The organism is Nocardia citri, from assembly GCF_054065835.1.
This window is the reverse complement of the sequence record NZ_JBSUQM010000001.1, coordinates 116566-128999: the sequence shown is the minus strand read 5'-3', so window position 1 is coordinate 128999 and position 12434 is coordinate 116566. Positions and strand designations below refer to the sequence as shown.

General features: G+C 65.9%; 21 protein-coding genes and 1 tRNA gene. All 22 read left to right on the top strand.

All coding sequences use genetic code 11. The features are described 5' to 3' along the window. Positions 1–21: 21 nt before the first annotated feature. The 22 genes from ACW2Q0_RS00715 (at position 22) to ACW2Q0_RS00610 (ending at position 12207) form a co-directional block, all read left to right on the top strand. Complete coding sequence (locus ACW2Q0_RS00715) at positions 22–438, top strand: hypothetical protein (RefSeq protein ID WP_457185007.1); 417 nt, start codon at positions 22–24, stop codon at positions 436–438. Then, on the top strand, positions 432–584 hold the full coding sequence (locus ACW2Q0_RS00710; RefSeq protein WP_457185005.1) for a hypothetical protein: 153 nt from the start codon (positions 432–434) through the stop codon (positions 582–584). The genes ACW2Q0_RS00715 and ACW2Q0_RS00710 overlap by 7 nt, the downstream gene beginning before the upstream one ends. Further along, positions 584–838 carry a hypothetical protein gene (locus tag ACW2Q0_RS00705; RefSeq protein WP_457185003.1) on the top strand — a complete coding sequence of 85 codons (255 nt, stop codon included), beginning with the start codon at positions 584–586 and terminating at the stop codon, positions 836–838. Before ACW2Q0_RS00710 ends, ACW2Q0_RS00705 begins: the two co-directional genes overlap by 1 nt. Next, positions 835–1674, top strand: coding sequence for a PD-(D/E)XK nuclease-like domain-containing protein (locus tag ACW2Q0_RS00700; protein WP_457185001.1), 840 nt, complete (start codon positions 835–837; stop codon positions 1672–1674). Before ACW2Q0_RS00705 ends, ACW2Q0_RS00700 begins: the two co-directional genes overlap by 4 nt. Beyond that, positions 1671–2840 carry a hypothetical protein gene (locus ACW2Q0_RS00695; RefSeq protein ID WP_457184999.1) on the top strand — a complete coding sequence of 390 codons (1170 nt, stop codon included), beginning with the start codon at positions 1671–1673 and terminating at the stop codon, positions 2838–2840. The genes ACW2Q0_RS00700 and ACW2Q0_RS00695 overlap by 4 nt, the downstream gene beginning before the upstream one ends. Then, positions 2837–3187: a hypothetical protein gene (locus ACW2Q0_RS00690; RefSeq protein WP_457184997.1), complete on the top strand. Its 351-nt coding sequence runs from the start codon at positions 2837–2839 to the stop codon at positions 3185–3187. Before ACW2Q0_RS00695 ends, ACW2Q0_RS00690 begins: the two co-directional genes overlap by 4 nt. Positions 3188–3190: 3 nt before the next feature. Beyond that, entirely contained in the window at positions 3191–4201 is a 1011-nt protein-coding gene (locus ACW2Q0_RS00685) for a DNA translocase FtsK (RefSeq protein ID WP_457184995.1), read from the top strand. Beyond that, the gene (locus ACW2Q0_RS00680) at positions 4198–4434 is read left to right on the top strand and encodes a hypothetical protein (protein ID WP_457184993.1); all 237 of its coding nucleotides are present in this window, start codon (positions 4198–4200) and stop codon (positions 4432–4434) included. The genes ACW2Q0_RS00685 and ACW2Q0_RS00680 overlap by 4 nt, the downstream gene beginning before the upstream one ends. Before the next feature lie 20 nt (positions 4435–4454). Beyond that, the gene (locus ACW2Q0_RS00675) at positions 4455–4766 is read left to right on the top strand and encodes a hypothetical protein (protein ID WP_457184991.1); all 312 of its coding nucleotides are present in this window, start codon (positions 4455–4457) and stop codon (positions 4764–4766) included. Then, positions 4763–4996 carry a hypothetical protein gene (locus ACW2Q0_RS00670; RefSeq protein ID WP_457184989.1) on the top strand — a complete coding sequence of 78 codons (234 nt, stop codon included), beginning with the start codon at positions 4763–4765 and terminating at the stop codon, positions 4994–4996. Before ACW2Q0_RS00675 ends, ACW2Q0_RS00670 begins: the two co-directional genes overlap by 4 nt. 17 nt (positions 4997–5013) lie before the next feature. Further along, positions 5014–5385, top strand: coding sequence for a helix-turn-helix domain-containing protein (locus ACW2Q0_RS00665; RefSeq protein WP_457184987.1), 372 nt, complete (start codon positions 5014–5016; stop codon positions 5383–5385). Positions 5386–5637: 252 nt separating this feature from the next. Next, positions 5638–5865 carry a hypothetical protein gene (locus ACW2Q0_RS00660; protein ID WP_457184985.1) on the top strand — a complete coding sequence of 76 codons (228 nt, stop codon included), beginning with the start codon at positions 5638–5640 and terminating at the stop codon, positions 5863–5865. Further along, positions 5862–6164 (top strand): hypothetical protein, encoded by a 303-nt coding sequence (locus ACW2Q0_RS00655; RefSeq protein ID WP_457184983.1) that lies wholly within the window; start codon positions 5862–5864, stop codon positions 6162–6164. The genes ACW2Q0_RS00660 and ACW2Q0_RS00655 overlap by 4 nt, the downstream gene beginning before the upstream one ends. Then, complete coding sequence (locus tag ACW2Q0_RS00650) at positions 6157–6747, top strand: hypothetical protein (RefSeq protein WP_457184981.1); 591 nt, start codon at positions 6157–6159, stop codon at positions 6745–6747. The genes ACW2Q0_RS00655 and ACW2Q0_RS00650 overlap by 8 nt, the downstream gene beginning before the upstream one ends. After that, positions 6740–7237 (top strand): hypothetical protein, encoded by a 498-nt coding sequence (locus ACW2Q0_RS00645; protein ID WP_457184979.1) that lies wholly within the window; start codon positions 6740–6742, stop codon positions 7235–7237. The genes ACW2Q0_RS00650 and ACW2Q0_RS00645 overlap by 8 nt, the downstream gene beginning before the upstream one ends. Before the next feature lie 2 nt (positions 7238–7239). Beyond that, positions 7240–7551 (top strand): hypothetical protein, encoded by a 312-nt coding sequence (locus ACW2Q0_RS00640; RefSeq protein ID WP_457184977.1) that lies wholly within the window; start codon positions 7240–7242, stop codon positions 7549–7551. Beyond that, entirely contained in the window at positions 7548–8534 is a 987-nt protein-coding gene (locus tag ACW2Q0_RS00635; RefSeq protein WP_457184975.1) for a hypothetical protein, read from the top strand. The genes ACW2Q0_RS00640 and ACW2Q0_RS00635 overlap by 4 nt, the downstream gene beginning before the upstream one ends. Positions 8535–8790: 256 nt before the next feature. Next, a complete protein-coding gene (locus ACW2Q0_RS00630) occupies positions 8791–8955 on the top strand; it encodes a hypothetical protein (RefSeq protein ID WP_457184973.1) in 165 nt (54 codons plus the stop codon). Between the two features lie 448 nt (positions 8956–9403). Beyond that, positions 9404–9997: a DUF4365 domain-containing protein gene (locus ACW2Q0_RS00625; RefSeq protein ID WP_457184971.1), complete on the top strand. Its 594-nt coding sequence runs from the start codon at positions 9404–9406 to the stop codon at positions 9995–9997. Next, positions 9964–11211, top strand: coding sequence for a hypothetical protein (locus ACW2Q0_RS00620; RefSeq protein ID WP_457184969.1), 1248 nt, complete (start codon positions 9964–9966; stop codon positions 11209–11211). Before ACW2Q0_RS00625 ends, ACW2Q0_RS00620 begins: the two co-directional genes overlap by 34 nt. Before the next feature lie 160 nt (positions 11212–11371). Continuing rightward, positions 11372–12145: a DNA-methyltransferase gene (locus tag ACW2Q0_RS00615; protein ID WP_457184967.1), complete on the top strand. Its 774-nt coding sequence runs from the start codon at positions 11372–11374 to the stop codon at positions 12143–12145. After that, a tRNA-Met gene (locus ACW2Q0_RS00610) sits at positions 12136–12207 on the top strand. The genes ACW2Q0_RS00615 and ACW2Q0_RS00610 overlap by 10 nt, the downstream gene beginning before the upstream one ends. Positions 12208–12434: the final 227 nt, after the last annotated feature.

Sequence of the window (12434 nt, the reverse complement as noted above, 5' to 3'; positions counted from 1 at the left end):
ACAAGAACGGAAGTGTAGACGATGACCATATTTCAGATCGGCCAGCGCGTGCGCCTGCGCAGCACTGGCGAAGAGTTGACCGTGGCCAAGCACGCGGGCTCCTCGCACCGCCCGTCTTTGGTATGCGAGGACGACAACCCTGAGTCGGACTGGCGCATCTGCGCACCGGCCGACCTCGAGCCGGTCACCGCCGCCGCACCTGTGCAGGTGACCGTCGTCGCCGAGCTGCACGAGATCGCGGGCGATCTCGATGAGCGCCGACTCCACATCCACGCCAACGCGATCCGTGCCGTGATCGCCCGGCTCGGCTGGGAGACGATAGCCGTTGACCAGCTGCTCGCCTCGGCGGCGGTCCTCGCCGCGCACGCGCCCGGCGTGCAGGTCGACGCGCGCACCACTGGCGACCGGCTGCTGTCGGTGGTGGGTGAGCAGTGCTGAACGTCGTGCTGCTGATCTGCGGGTGCCTCGGCATGTATGCCGCGCTGCGCGGCCCGCGCGAAAACAGCCGTGACTGCTCGTCGTGCCGTGGTCGTGGCTGCGAGCGCTGTGGCTGGCCCGGCGATGCCGACGACCGGGCGCGGTGATGGCGCGGTACACCAATCACGACGAAATCGCCGCCGACGCGCTCCGCCTGTGTGAGGAGCTGCGCGAGCGTGCGCCGCTGGCAATGTATAGGCGCCTTGCTGCGCACTGCGAGCGCGACCCGGAACGCATGGCGCAGGTGATCATGTGCCTCGCGGCGTTCGTCGATATCGACGAAGAGATGAGCGCGCTGACGGCGCGTGTCGAGGAGATCGTCGCGCCGCGCACGGGCCGCCGACCGGCGGTGCCAGCGTGACGGCGCCGAGTGTGCCCGGCCTGTATGCCGGTGTGCCAGAGGCCGTCTACCACGGCGACCGCGACTCGATCTCGTCGTCGCAGCTGCGCGACCTCGGCGAGATGACGCCGTACGAATTCTGGTGGCGGCGTGAGCATCACGTACGCAAGGTGACCGATGACATGGAGTTCGGCACCGCGATACACACGCTGGTTCTCGAACCGGAGACCGCCGACGAGAAGCTGATCGAGGCTCCGTCGAAAACTTGGAATCGCCCGGCCGATCAGGCGATCCGCAAGAAGGCGCGCGCCGAGGGCAAGGTCGCGTTGCTCACCGCCCGCATGGAGTCGGCGCGATGGGCGGCGCGCAATGTGCTTGCTGACCTGGACGTCGGGCACATGTTCCGCGACGGTCAGCCCGAACTGTCGGGCTACTGCCCGGATCCGGAGACCGGGACCATGCGACGCATCCGCACGGACTGTCTCTATACGCCGCCCTCCGGGGTGATCGCGCTCGACCTGAAAAAGATCAACGACAGCGCCGCCCCCGGGCACTTCGCGAAATCGGTCCGCGCCTACCGATACGACCAGCAGGAAGCGCTGTACGTCGATGTCCTGCGCGACCTGGACATCGACGTCGCTGCGTTCTGGTTCGTCGTCGTCGCCGACACCGCCCCGCACCTGGTCACCATCAACAAGATTCCGGCCGACTACGTCGAGCGAGGTCGCCGCCACAATCGCGCCTCTCTCGACCTCTACGCCAAGTGCACCGAATCCGGCGAATGGCCCCGCTACGAGCGCGGCATCCACGAAATCCCCCAGCCCGCATGGGCATACCGAGAGGACGACTACCTGTGACCGCCGAACTCGCCACCATCGACGACAGCCAACTCATGCCCACGCTGCCCGTCGACCCGTTCGACACGCTCAACCGCTATACAGACATGCTCGCGAAATCGCTCAAATTCGCGCAGGACATCTGCCGCACGTCGCTGGTTCCGAAGATCTATCAGGGCAAGCCGGGCGATGCCGCGGTCGCGATCCTGCACGGCGCCGAACTCGGCCTGCACCCGTTGCAGGCGTTGCAGAACGTGTTTCCGGTGCACGGAATGCCGTCCATCTACGCCAAGACCATGGTCGCGCTACTGCGCCAGAAGGGCTACCGGTTCAAGACCATCGAATCTGGGCCCGAGCGCGTCGTATTCCAAGGCTGGTCGCCCAACGGCGAGGAGACCGAGCCGAGCGAATGGACGATCGAGCGCGCAACCAAAGCCGGGTTCGTTCCGACGATCGACCCAGCGACCGGCAAGTACAAGACCAAGAAGTTCGACGGCCAGAACGGCCCGTACGAGAAGCTGATCGGTAACGAGAAGTACATCACTCAGCCCGAGGAAATGTTGTGGGCGAAGGCCGCGACCACCGTCTGCAAACGTCTCGCCCCGCATATCCTGCTCGGACTCGCCGTCGCCGAGGACCAGGAGGACCGGACCGACGATCTCGAACCGGTGCGCGTCGCCTCCGAGCGCGTCTCGGTCGCCGATATCGTCACTGACGGCACCGGCACCGCGGTACCGGTCACCCAATGGACACCGCCCGAACCGGAGCCGGAGGCCGTCGACAGCACACCAGATGCCGCCGAGCGTCTGCGCGATGCACGAGCCAAGGCCACCGAGGCGGCCCGCCAGGCGCAGGCCGAGACCGCCTCATCCGAAGGTGAAAAACCGGACAACGCGCAGGTAGACGACTCGGCTAAGGCCTCCCCCGAACCGGTCGCCGAGGCCTCGCCCACCGACAAGCCATCAACGCGCACCCAGCAGAAGAAAATCGCGCGACTGCTGAACGAGCAGGGCGTCGAGGACGACGGCGACAAGTTGGTCGCTATCGGCAAGTTCTTCGAGCGCGAGATCGGCTCGGCCGATGACATCACCTGGGACGAAGCAATCCGGCTGCTCGACTACCTCGAGCGCGACGACCCCGCGACCGAGGGCCAGGCCGCCGCCGTTACCGAAGGCGGTGCGCAGTGACGTACACCGAACCCGAGCCCGGCACCAACGAATACATCTGGTTCGTCGGCTACGAGCACCTCGTCGACTCGCTGCGTCGCGACACCACTGACACACCGCGCGAGCGTGCCGAGTCGGCACACACCGCCGCCCTGATGTTCGCGTCCGCTCAGGCACGTGCACTCGCGCAGCTCGCCGACCACTGCCCGCAACTGCTCGACCGCCTCGGTGAGTTGGTCGAGCAGCAGCGCATCGCGAACGCGCTCACCGGCGGCACCGGCTACATGGGTGTGCTCAACAGCGACGCCGAGCTCAGGCCCGCCCGCAACGCTGTGCGCCGCCTGCTCGGCCTGGAAGTGGAGGAGTAGGCGATGACGACAGTCACCGTCGGCACCGCCGACCTGCGCCACGCCCTCACCTCGACCAAGGTTCATGCCTGCGCAGATCCGGAAGTCTCGTCTGTGCATCGCATCCGTTTCGTGCTCGACACGGAGAACGTCGTCGTGTCGGCGACCGACATGTACACCGCCGGGCTCGCGATCGCCAGCGTCCTCGAGCACGACGACGGACCTGGCCACTATCCGTGCACGGTCGACGTCGCACCTGGAGATGTTGGCAACATCCTTCGGATCTTCAAGGCGGGCAAGGAGAAAGACGACTCACCCGAATACGAGCTGCGCCTGTCCGTCACCCCGGAACACCTGACCGTCACCGACTGCAGCGGCATGGTCGACGGGCACAGCTTCCAAGTTCCGCGCCTGCCCACCGACGGCGGCGCGCTGTGCACCATCCCCGGGATGCTGACCCGGATGCGCGCCAGTGAACTGACCGCGCTCACCGACATGTCGGTACGCGGAGAGTTCCTGTCCCGCTTCGCCGCCGCGTCCACCGCGTACGGGGAAACACTCGAGATCGAATCCCGGTCGGCGAACCGCGCCCTGTCGGTCTCCTGCGGTGAGAGCTTCCTCGGCGCGATCATGCCGCGACGGCTGTCCGACGAGGACCGTATCGAGCGGCGGGAATGGTCGGCCGGATGGGATCGACGCCTACCCGCCATCGTGGCCGCTGCCGAAGGCGAGCGCATCGCCGAGCACGCTCGCGTCGAGATCGTCGACCTCGACCACGAGGAGATCGGCGGCGACCGCGAAATGTTCCTGCACGCCGTCGATCTCGTGGTGAGCGCCCAGTTCGGATCGTCGTCGATGCTGCAACGCAAACTGCGGATCGGCTTCGCCAAGGCGGCGCGCCTGCTGGACCTGATGGAGCAGGCCGGCATCGTCGGCCCGGCAGACGGGTCGATGGCGCGCGATGTGCTCGTGCCTGCCGACCGCGCGGCCGACCTGCTGGAGGAGCTGCGCAAGCGGGGCGGTGAACGGCAGTGACCAACGTAACCAGCCGCGTCCTGACCAGCACCGTCTACGAGTGGATCGTGCCGACCGCGTCGTTCGGGTACGGCGTCATCGGCGAAGTACGCGTCGCCATCGCCATGGCCGCACGCCAGTACGTCGAACTCACTGGCGACCCGAAATCCACCGACTACGACGACTGGTTGCGCGTCACCCCGCGCGATGACGAGGTCGTGTTCTGGTTCGAGTGGCGGGAGCCGCGGACTTGAAGTCCTACGAGGAGTACGAGATGGGCGCTCGACCCGGGCGCCCATTCTCCAACTCGACCGAGTGGGAGATCTGGTCTTACAACGTGTGCCACGGCGCCGGAAACGACGCGCGGCGCTGCGTCAACGACGACGGCGAGGACTGCCCGCTGATCGCGCTCTCGCTCACCGATCGCACGCCCGCCGAATGGACGGGCCCGCGCGGGCGCTACCGCTGCACGGAAAAGACCACGCCCGCCGCCGCGCGCCGCCAGGCCGAGGCCGACGAGCGCGCCGCCGTCGAGGCCGAGCACTACCCGCTGTTCGAGGTACCGGCGGGGGTGACGTCTGCGTGACCACCGTGACCACCCGTATGCGCCGCGCCCGTAAGCGACACGTCGCCTGCGGTGGCTACTGCCCGCCGATCAAGCCGGGCGATCTGTACCTCAAGCACAAGGAATTCCCCGGTGGTGACGTCGGATATGCCGACGCCGCAGGCCATCCCGTGCGATCGGCTGAATGCCGCGCCTGCGCCGAGCAATACGGCCGCGGCGACCTGTTCCCGATCGAGGTGGGTAATGAATGAGAGGCGGTGGGCACGTCGTGGACGCGATCACCGGCGCGCAGGTGCGCGAACTGATGCCGGTCGACCGTTTCGAGTGGGAACGAATCGTGCGGCGGGTCGAGATGGCGTCGACGGCGAAGTTTCTCGCGCTCACCATGGCGACCTACGCCGAGGCGGACGGGTCGCGTATCTGGCCCGGCGTCGAGCGTCTGGCGGCCGTGATGTGCGTGTCTGTGCCGACCGTGAAACGGCAGCTTGCGGTGCTGCGAAAGCTGGGTCTGATCGAGGTGCATCGGCGCGGTCGGCGCTCGGGTCTGGCCGACGAGTACCGGCTCACGATGCCCTCGGACATTCTCGATTTGCCGATGCTCGACCCGTCCGACACCCCCGTTTCTGCGGATCACGAGTGATCCCTAGAAGCCTGTGGATAACTCGATCCACAGGAGTGGATAACTCGGTTCTACAGATCACCCATGATCCGCAGAACCGAAGGGCGAGAACAGTTCTAGGGATCATTTGGACGCGTTCTAGGGATCATTTGGACGCGTTCTACGGATCACCCATGATCCCCCACCAACCCATACCAACCACTACCAAGAACTACCCGCGTGGCTGGCTTGTGAACGCAACTCACCACCGCATCCACAGGCGGAGGTGAATCCATGTCACTCGATCGCACCGGAGAGCACCGCGACGACGACCCCGGCCGCTGCCCGTACGACTGTCGCGACGGGTGGCTGTCCGGGCCCGACGCCGACGTGATGCGGGCGTGCCCGATCCACCGACCACCAGCCCCCGGCGTAGGCGTCCGCGACTACGCCAACCGATCTCCGAGCCTGCGAGCGCAGCAGGCCATCGCAGCAGCAGACCGCAAGGAGCGCAACCGATGACCACCGAACAGACCACCCTCGAATTCACCACCACCAGGGGCCGCACCGTGCGCGTCGGCGAGCACTACCGCGACAACCGCGCCAACAACGTCCGCGACCTCATCGTCGAAACGATCGGTGTGTACACCCCACCCGAGTACGGCGGCGTACAGAAACCGCCCGTGTGCTCGGTCACCTGCACGGTCACCCGCACCACTGCAGCCGGTACCGAGATCATGAAGCCGACCGCCATGTCGGCCGATCGGATCACCGGCCGGGACTTCGTCCTCGTCTGCGACCAGGAGGCCGACCGTGGCTGACCAACCCGCCGACCGCCTGGCCGACGCCGAGGTTCGCGAGATCGCCGACGCCGACCCATGGGCGACCTACACCGCGAGCATCCCGCGCCAGCTTGCCGCCGAGCTGCGCGCCCGCGTCTCCGAGCTGGAGACCGAGCGCGACGAGGCGCGGGCCGAGGCCGCGCAAGCCGTTCGCGATGTCGAGCCGATCGACGCTGTGCGCGGTCAGCTCGACATCGCCCGCCGCGCCCTCGAGTGGGAGCGATACCTGGCCGACCTCGCGCACCGGGTCCGCAACGCCCACGGCGAAGCGCTCCGCGCTGCCTGGGACCGCATAGCCAAGCTGGAGATAGTGCACGCCGACGCCATCGACATCGCGCGCAGCAATAGCCATGCACTCGACGAGGCGCAGGGCGAGCTGAGCCGCACCCGCGCCACCCTGCGCCGAGTGCTCGCATCCCGGCGGCACTGGCAGGACCGGACGATCGCACTCACGGACGCACTCGACTGCGGGTGCCACGACGGCGAGATCTACATGCCGATCCCGATGGTTGACCGGCACCTGCCCGGCGACGCGCCAACGGAGGTGACCGCCAATGCCTGACAACAGGTTCGATACCGGATGCGAGTCCGGAAACGAGCAGGCGGCCCGGCACGGCGAGGCACACGGAACGGCCATCCTCGCGCTGCCCTGGACGTCCCCGCCGCTGTCGATGAACGACGGCGGGCAAACCGTAGGCGCGCGGATGGCGAAGTCCCGCAAGATCGCCCAGATCCGCCGTGACGTGGTCACTCTCGCCCGCAAGGCCCGACTGCCGAAAGGCATCGCGTACGCGGTGATCACGCTGCACTACCGGCCGCGCGACAACAGGCCACGCGACAGCGTGAACCTCGCGCCCACCCTCAAGGCCGTGGTCGATGGGCTCACACCGCAGAAGGCCGTGACGACCAAACGCGGGTTCAACGTGCACCCCGGCTACGGGTTCGTGCCCGACGACTCTACGCGCCACGTCTCGACACCTGAGTCCGTCATCCACCCCGCCGAGCGCGGCCGACCTGGCGCGCTCTGGCTCGAAATCACTTGGGAGGCATAGCGATGTGGGAAAACCCGTCCCTTCCGCCGGACCCGTGGCCCGAACTCGGTCCGTGGACGAGCCCCGGCCGGATCTCGCTCGCGCCCGAGCCGTCACGGGTCGATCGGATGACCTGGGATGCCGCGAGTTTCGCGGCCGTCCATCCCGAGATCCGGGTGTACGCGCCCTGGGTCCGCGACTTGCTGCTCGGGGACCTGTGGGAGTCGCTTCCGCGCGATCCGCTTAGCTCCGCGCGTCAGCCGAAGTGGTGCGGCTTTTACCCGGTTGTTGATCCCGCGCACTCGCTACGCCTGATCGTCGGCCATCTGTCATGACCGGTACCAAGTGCTTCGGCTGCTTCCGCCAGCTCGGCGACGGCGCCCCGCTGTGTCGCGACTGCGTCGGACGCCTCGTCGACGCGCTGCTGTCGGTGCCCGGGCTGCTGCACGAGCTGACGATCACGCGCGCAGGCCTCGGCCGCACTGCACCACGCGTTGGTGGTGCGCGGCCGTCCGAGCCGCCGCTGCCGGTGCGAACCGTACCGCGGAGCGAAGGCACGACCCTGCCCGGCGAACGTGTCGTGCGCGCGCTCGAGGTCAGCCTGATCGGGTGGGGCCGCGCCATCTCCGAGGACCTCGGTGTCTGCCCGGCCGTGCACACCGCCCATCTCGTCGACCTCGTGCACCGGTATCGGGCGATGCCGCTCGGCGAGACCGCCCGGCAGTGCGGAATGCGCGCCGAGGCCCGGCCCGACCTGGGCGCCATCGGCGAGACACCCGCCAGCGTCGGCGAACAGGCCGCGGTCTGGCTCGCCCGCCACCCCGAGCAGCTACGCCAGCACGAGGCCGCGCCCGAGCTGCTGGACGAGCTCACGCGGGCGATCAAGTCCCTGCAGCGCATCGTGTGGCCGCCACAACGGCGCTACCTCGGACTGTGCCCGGCCCTGCTCGACGACGGCACTACGTGCGGGCACGAACGCAGCGCCGATATCGAAGCGACGCACTCGAAATGTCCTCGGTGCGGGGACCATCGGCCGATCAGCGACCTACAGAAACTCGCTCGCCGCGCCGCCGAGGACCGGCTCTACACCATTTCCGAGCTCGAACAGGTGACCGCCAGCGTCGGCGCTCGCGTGCCACGGCGAACCCTGTTCCGCTGGCAGAAAGAACACACCATCACCCCGCGCGGCTGGCAGCACCACAGCACGGGCGGCACCCGCATCACCGACCACCCGATCGGGCCATCCGACCAGCGTGTGTACCGACTCGGCGACGTGCTCGACATCGCCAGCCGCGACCAGAAAGGGTCCGTAGCATGAACTCCACTGGCTCATCACCATTCAGTGGAACACACCGGGTGGCGGCCAGAACGTCGCGACGGAAGCCGGCGTTGCTCCCGCCGACGGCCGCACCCGCGAACAACTGTTGAGTGATCTATTCACCCAGGCGACGGCCCGGCATGGAGCTCCGTCCGCCCGGACGAGCGTGCTGTTCTTCAGCGTGGAGCCGAATACGATCGGAGCATCGGCCACATGACCGACCAGACCAACGACCACGACGAGGAGGATCGACACCATGAGCGGGAATGGTTACACCCTGGCGCAGATTCAGCAGCTCCGCGAAGAGTTGGAGATCTCGCGTCGGCTCTACATGGTCGAGCGTGAGTACAGAATGCGCCAGCTCATCGGCGACGACGTATACGACTTCGTGCGTGGCAACGACGAAGGGCGCAACCCGTGACCATCGAGGAGTTCATCGAGGCGCGGATTGCCGAGGACGAACGGATCGCGCAGGAATCAGACGCCACCATCGTTCGGTTCTGTGTCGAATTGTTGTGTAGTCACGCTTTCAAGTTTCACCGATGAGTCAAACCCACTGGTCGACAGCGCCCGGTCCGGGGTCTGCGCGGCATCCCTTCAGGACGCGTGGGACGCACTGGAGCAGCCTGCACGCGCCGCCGGAACCGACCGCTCTGCGGTCGGTTCCGCACTCATCCTGCGTTGGTTGGACGACCCGGTCGGCGCGCTCCCGGACGGCCCTAACGGTCCGTACCGGTTGAGATGCCGCTGACACGCCGCCCCGCCACGTCGCGTTAAGCGTTGCATCGCAGGAAGCGAAACGACAGCGGCGACGGGGTCGGCAGCAGGACCCGTTCATTAGTCAGCGCCCAACGGGGCTGCATGGTTCAATGAGCCATGCAGTGTGCGGGGTGGATGCGGTGACAGTCACACTTTCTCACGAGATACCTGATGGCTCACTGCCACTCAGTGCAATGAAGGAAGACCTCAGCATGTCGTACGTCCACATGCTCGCCAGCTCGTGTGGACTGACCGTTGGTACGTGGTCCCAGGACTACGACGGCCGGGATACAACCCTCAGCTCCAGTGTGGACTACTCGCCCGATATGTACATGCCGAAGATCGACATACAGCTCAAATGCTCCGGTCAGACCGCAATCCAACGAGAGGATACGATCGCGTGGGCGCTGGAGTCTCGGACTTACGACATACTCTCACGCCCCAATCGTTCGAGCCCAGCCTTGTTCTGCGTACTAGTGGTACTACCTGAAGTGGGACTCTGGCTGAGAATGGACCGGGAAGGTCTTCTTGCGCGCAGTCATATGTACTGGCAGTGGGGCCATCGTTTCCCACCGCTGAAGGAGGGGCAGGACACTCAGACGGTACACCTCCCCAAGGTGAACCTGCTGACACCGAAGGCGATGATCGAGTTAATGAAGGAGGCGAGTAAATGGCAACCGACAGTAGCGTCGTCGACGCAATAGTCGAATACGGCGACATTTTGACTCCTTCCAACGTCGCCCAATTCCTTGCGACTCGCAACTGGACCTGTCAAATGGACCGAACATTCGACCAGGTGTGGGTGCTCGAAGCCGCTCGCGGGGGGCGGCCGATCTCGGTTCTGTTGCCCCGCGAGCCATCGTTCGTGGACTACACGAAACGTTTGCGCGAGGCCGTCAGCGCCATTACAAACACATATGATCTGGCGTTGTCTGAGCTCGTCGAGCAGGTTGCGTCGATCCACGCAGACCTGTTCTTCGTCCGCGTCGACCAGAGCATGAAGGACGGGACTATTCCGCTTCGTCAAGCTACGGTTCTGCTCGATAATATCGATCAGATGATTCGCGCTGCGGCTATCTCTGCTCACAAACCGCAGTCCAGTGGGCGTGGTCGGACTCCTGAATTCGTCAACGAATTTCTTAACGACGATATTCGGATGGGGCATACCAAGAAGGGCAGCTTCATCATTACGGTCGCCGCTCGTATCGACGAGGCCAGTCCAAAGCCCTCGCAGGACAGGTCTCCGCGAGCGGGTCAAGCCGATGTAATACCAAGCTTTACTCGACAAGTAATGACCACTTTGGCCAAGAGTCTGGATGTGACGCGCAGATTCGCGGCGAACCGAGGTGAATTCACTGATGTCGACGAAGCTGTCGATCAAGGGCTCAAGTTGCAGGTCGTGCAGGCCCTGCAAGAGATGGGTGGATCTGAAGGACTCCGCGCGCTCGACTTGTCCTTCGAGTGGGCGGCTGCGGAGCCACAGCGGTTACCGGTTCCTACGCACGTGTCACTCGACCGAGGTGTCATAGATGAGTTGCCTGAGATCGAACGGCGACTGGTTCGAAGGATTGAGCCCAAGAGAGTTACCATCGTTGGCCCCGTGAAGGAGCTGAAGCTAAACAACGACAGCAGCGTGCCCGACGACGAGCAAGGCGGCGAGATCGTTGTCCATGCAGACATCGGCGACCGACTGCGTCGAATCACTATCCCGCTCGGCGCTACCGACTATGACTGGGCGATCGCAGCTCATCGAGCCCGCGTTCCATTTACCGCGACCGGTGAACTGGGTAAGCGTGGCAATGTGTGGCGCTTGAACGAACCGATCGACGTAGATCGTTCGTATCTGGAGTTCCGCCTCCAACCTGGCGACCAGCGCGAAGCGGCTGATAAGCAGAGCGCCGACGAAACTCTCGATTGACCGACACGAGCTGGGCGCAAGATCAACTAAACGCCCAGCTCGTGTACAGTGGCACTACAAACCGCTGCTGACGACGCGACCCCAAACGCGATCCGGTGGCGGTTTTTTCATGCCCAGCAGGACCTTTCCAGTAGTCCTGCGTGGCACGGAGGTAACGGCTATGGGAGATCCCACCGACCTATCCGGCAACACAGCGGGCGACGCCGAGATCATCCACGGCGAAGCGCTCGCAACCATGCGCGAGCTGACGACAGGCCAGTTCGACGCGCTGATCACCGACCCGCCCTATTGCTCGGGAGGGACGAGCAGCGCGGAACGCACATCGCGGACCGCCCGGCAGAAGTACGTCAGCACGGACTCTGCCAGCGGCCACGCCATGCCGGACTTCGGCGGCGACCAACGCGACCAGCGGTCGTTCACCCTGTGGTGCACCCTCTGGCTCGGCGAAGCCCTGCGGCTGGTCCGCCCCGGCGGCCAAGCGCTGGTGTTCACCGACTGGCGGCAACTGCCGGCCATGTCCGATGCCATCCAGGCCGCAGGCTGGCGGTGGCGCGGAATCGTCGTGTGGGCCAAACCCGGTGCCCGGCCGCAGCCCGGGTTCGCCAACGGCTGCGAGTACGTGCTCTGGGCATCGCATGGCCAGCTCGACCGTGACCACAAACCGCCGTGCCTACCCGGCGTGTACACGATCACGCGCCCGACCGGTAAACAGCGCCAGCACATCACGGCCAAGCCCGTCGAGCTGATGCGCAACCTCGCCCGCACGGTGCCCGCCGGCGGACTGATCCTTGACCCCTTCGTCGGTTCCGGCACCACCGGTGTCGCCGCCCTGGCCGAAGGCCGACGGTTCCTCGGCATCGAGGGCAGCCCGGCCTACGCCGAGATCGCAACCAAACGACTGGCCGAAGCAATCGGCCTCGACAACGCGGTGTAGCGCAGCGGTAGCGCGCCAGCTTCATGTGCTGGAGGTCGCCTGTTCGAATCAGGCCACCGCAACGGACGACTCGTCCACCAACCGGCACAAGGAGTTCGCCATGCTGTCCACCATCCTGTCCACCCTGTCCGCCGCCGGATCCGCCGCCGCCGGCGCCGTCAATTGGGGAGACGTGCTCACCGCCGTCATCCTGTCCATCTTCTGATGAGCGCGCGGGTCTGACCCGCCCCTGATCTTCGCAGCGCGTCAACTGGAAACCCCCATGCCGGAAAGCGCCCCAACGAGCACA

Coding starts and splice junctions, on each gene's coding strand:
- ACW2Q0_RS00715 (WP_457185007.1), top strand. CDS start 22: ATGACCATATTTCAGATCGGCCAGCGCGTGCGCCTGCGCAGCACTGGC.
- ACW2Q0_RS00705 (WP_457185003.1), top strand. CDS start 584: ATGGCGCGGTACACCAATCACGACGAAATCGCCGCCGACGCGCTCCGC.
- ACW2Q0_RS00685 (WP_457184995.1), top strand. CDS start 3,191: ATGACGACAGTCACCGTCGGCACCGCCGACCTGCGCCACGCCCTCACC.
- ACW2Q0_RS00675 (WP_457184991.1), top strand. CDS start 4,455: ATGGGCGCTCGACCCGGGCGCCCATTCTCCAACTCGACCGAGTGGGAG.
- ACW2Q0_RS00660 (WP_457184985.1), top strand. CDS start 5,638: ATGTCACTCGATCGCACCGGAGAGCACCGCGACGACGACCCCGGCCGC.
- ACW2Q0_RS00655 (WP_457184983.1), top strand. CDS start 5,862: ATGACCACCGAACAGACCACCCTCGAATTCACCACCACCAGGGGCCGC.
- ACW2Q0_RS00645 (WP_457184979.1), top strand. CDS start 6,740: ATGCCTGACAACAGGTTCGATACCGGATGCGAGTCCGGAAACGAGCAG.
- ACW2Q0_RS00640 (WP_457184977.1), top strand. CDS start 7,240: ATGTGGGAAAACCCGTCCCTTCCGCCGGACCCGTGGCCCGAACTCGGT.
- ACW2Q0_RS00635 (WP_457184975.1), top strand. CDS start 7,548: ATGACCGGTACCAAGTGCTTCGGCTGCTTCCGCCAGCTCGGCGACGGC.
- ACW2Q0_RS00630 (WP_457184973.1), top strand. CDS start 8,791: ATGAGCGGGAATGGTTACACCCTGGCGCAGATTCAGCAGCTCCGCGAA.
- ACW2Q0_RS00625 (WP_457184971.1), top strand. CDS start 9,404: ATGAGCCATGCAGTGTGCGGGGTGGATGCGGTGACAGTCACACTTTCT.
- ACW2Q0_RS00620 (WP_457184969.1), top strand. CDS start 9,964: ATGGCAACCGACAGTAGCGTCGTCGACGCAATAGTCGAATACGGCGAC.
- ACW2Q0_RS00615 (WP_457184967.1), top strand. CDS start 11,372: ATGGGAGATCCCACCGACCTATCCGGCAACACAGCGGGCGACGCCGAG.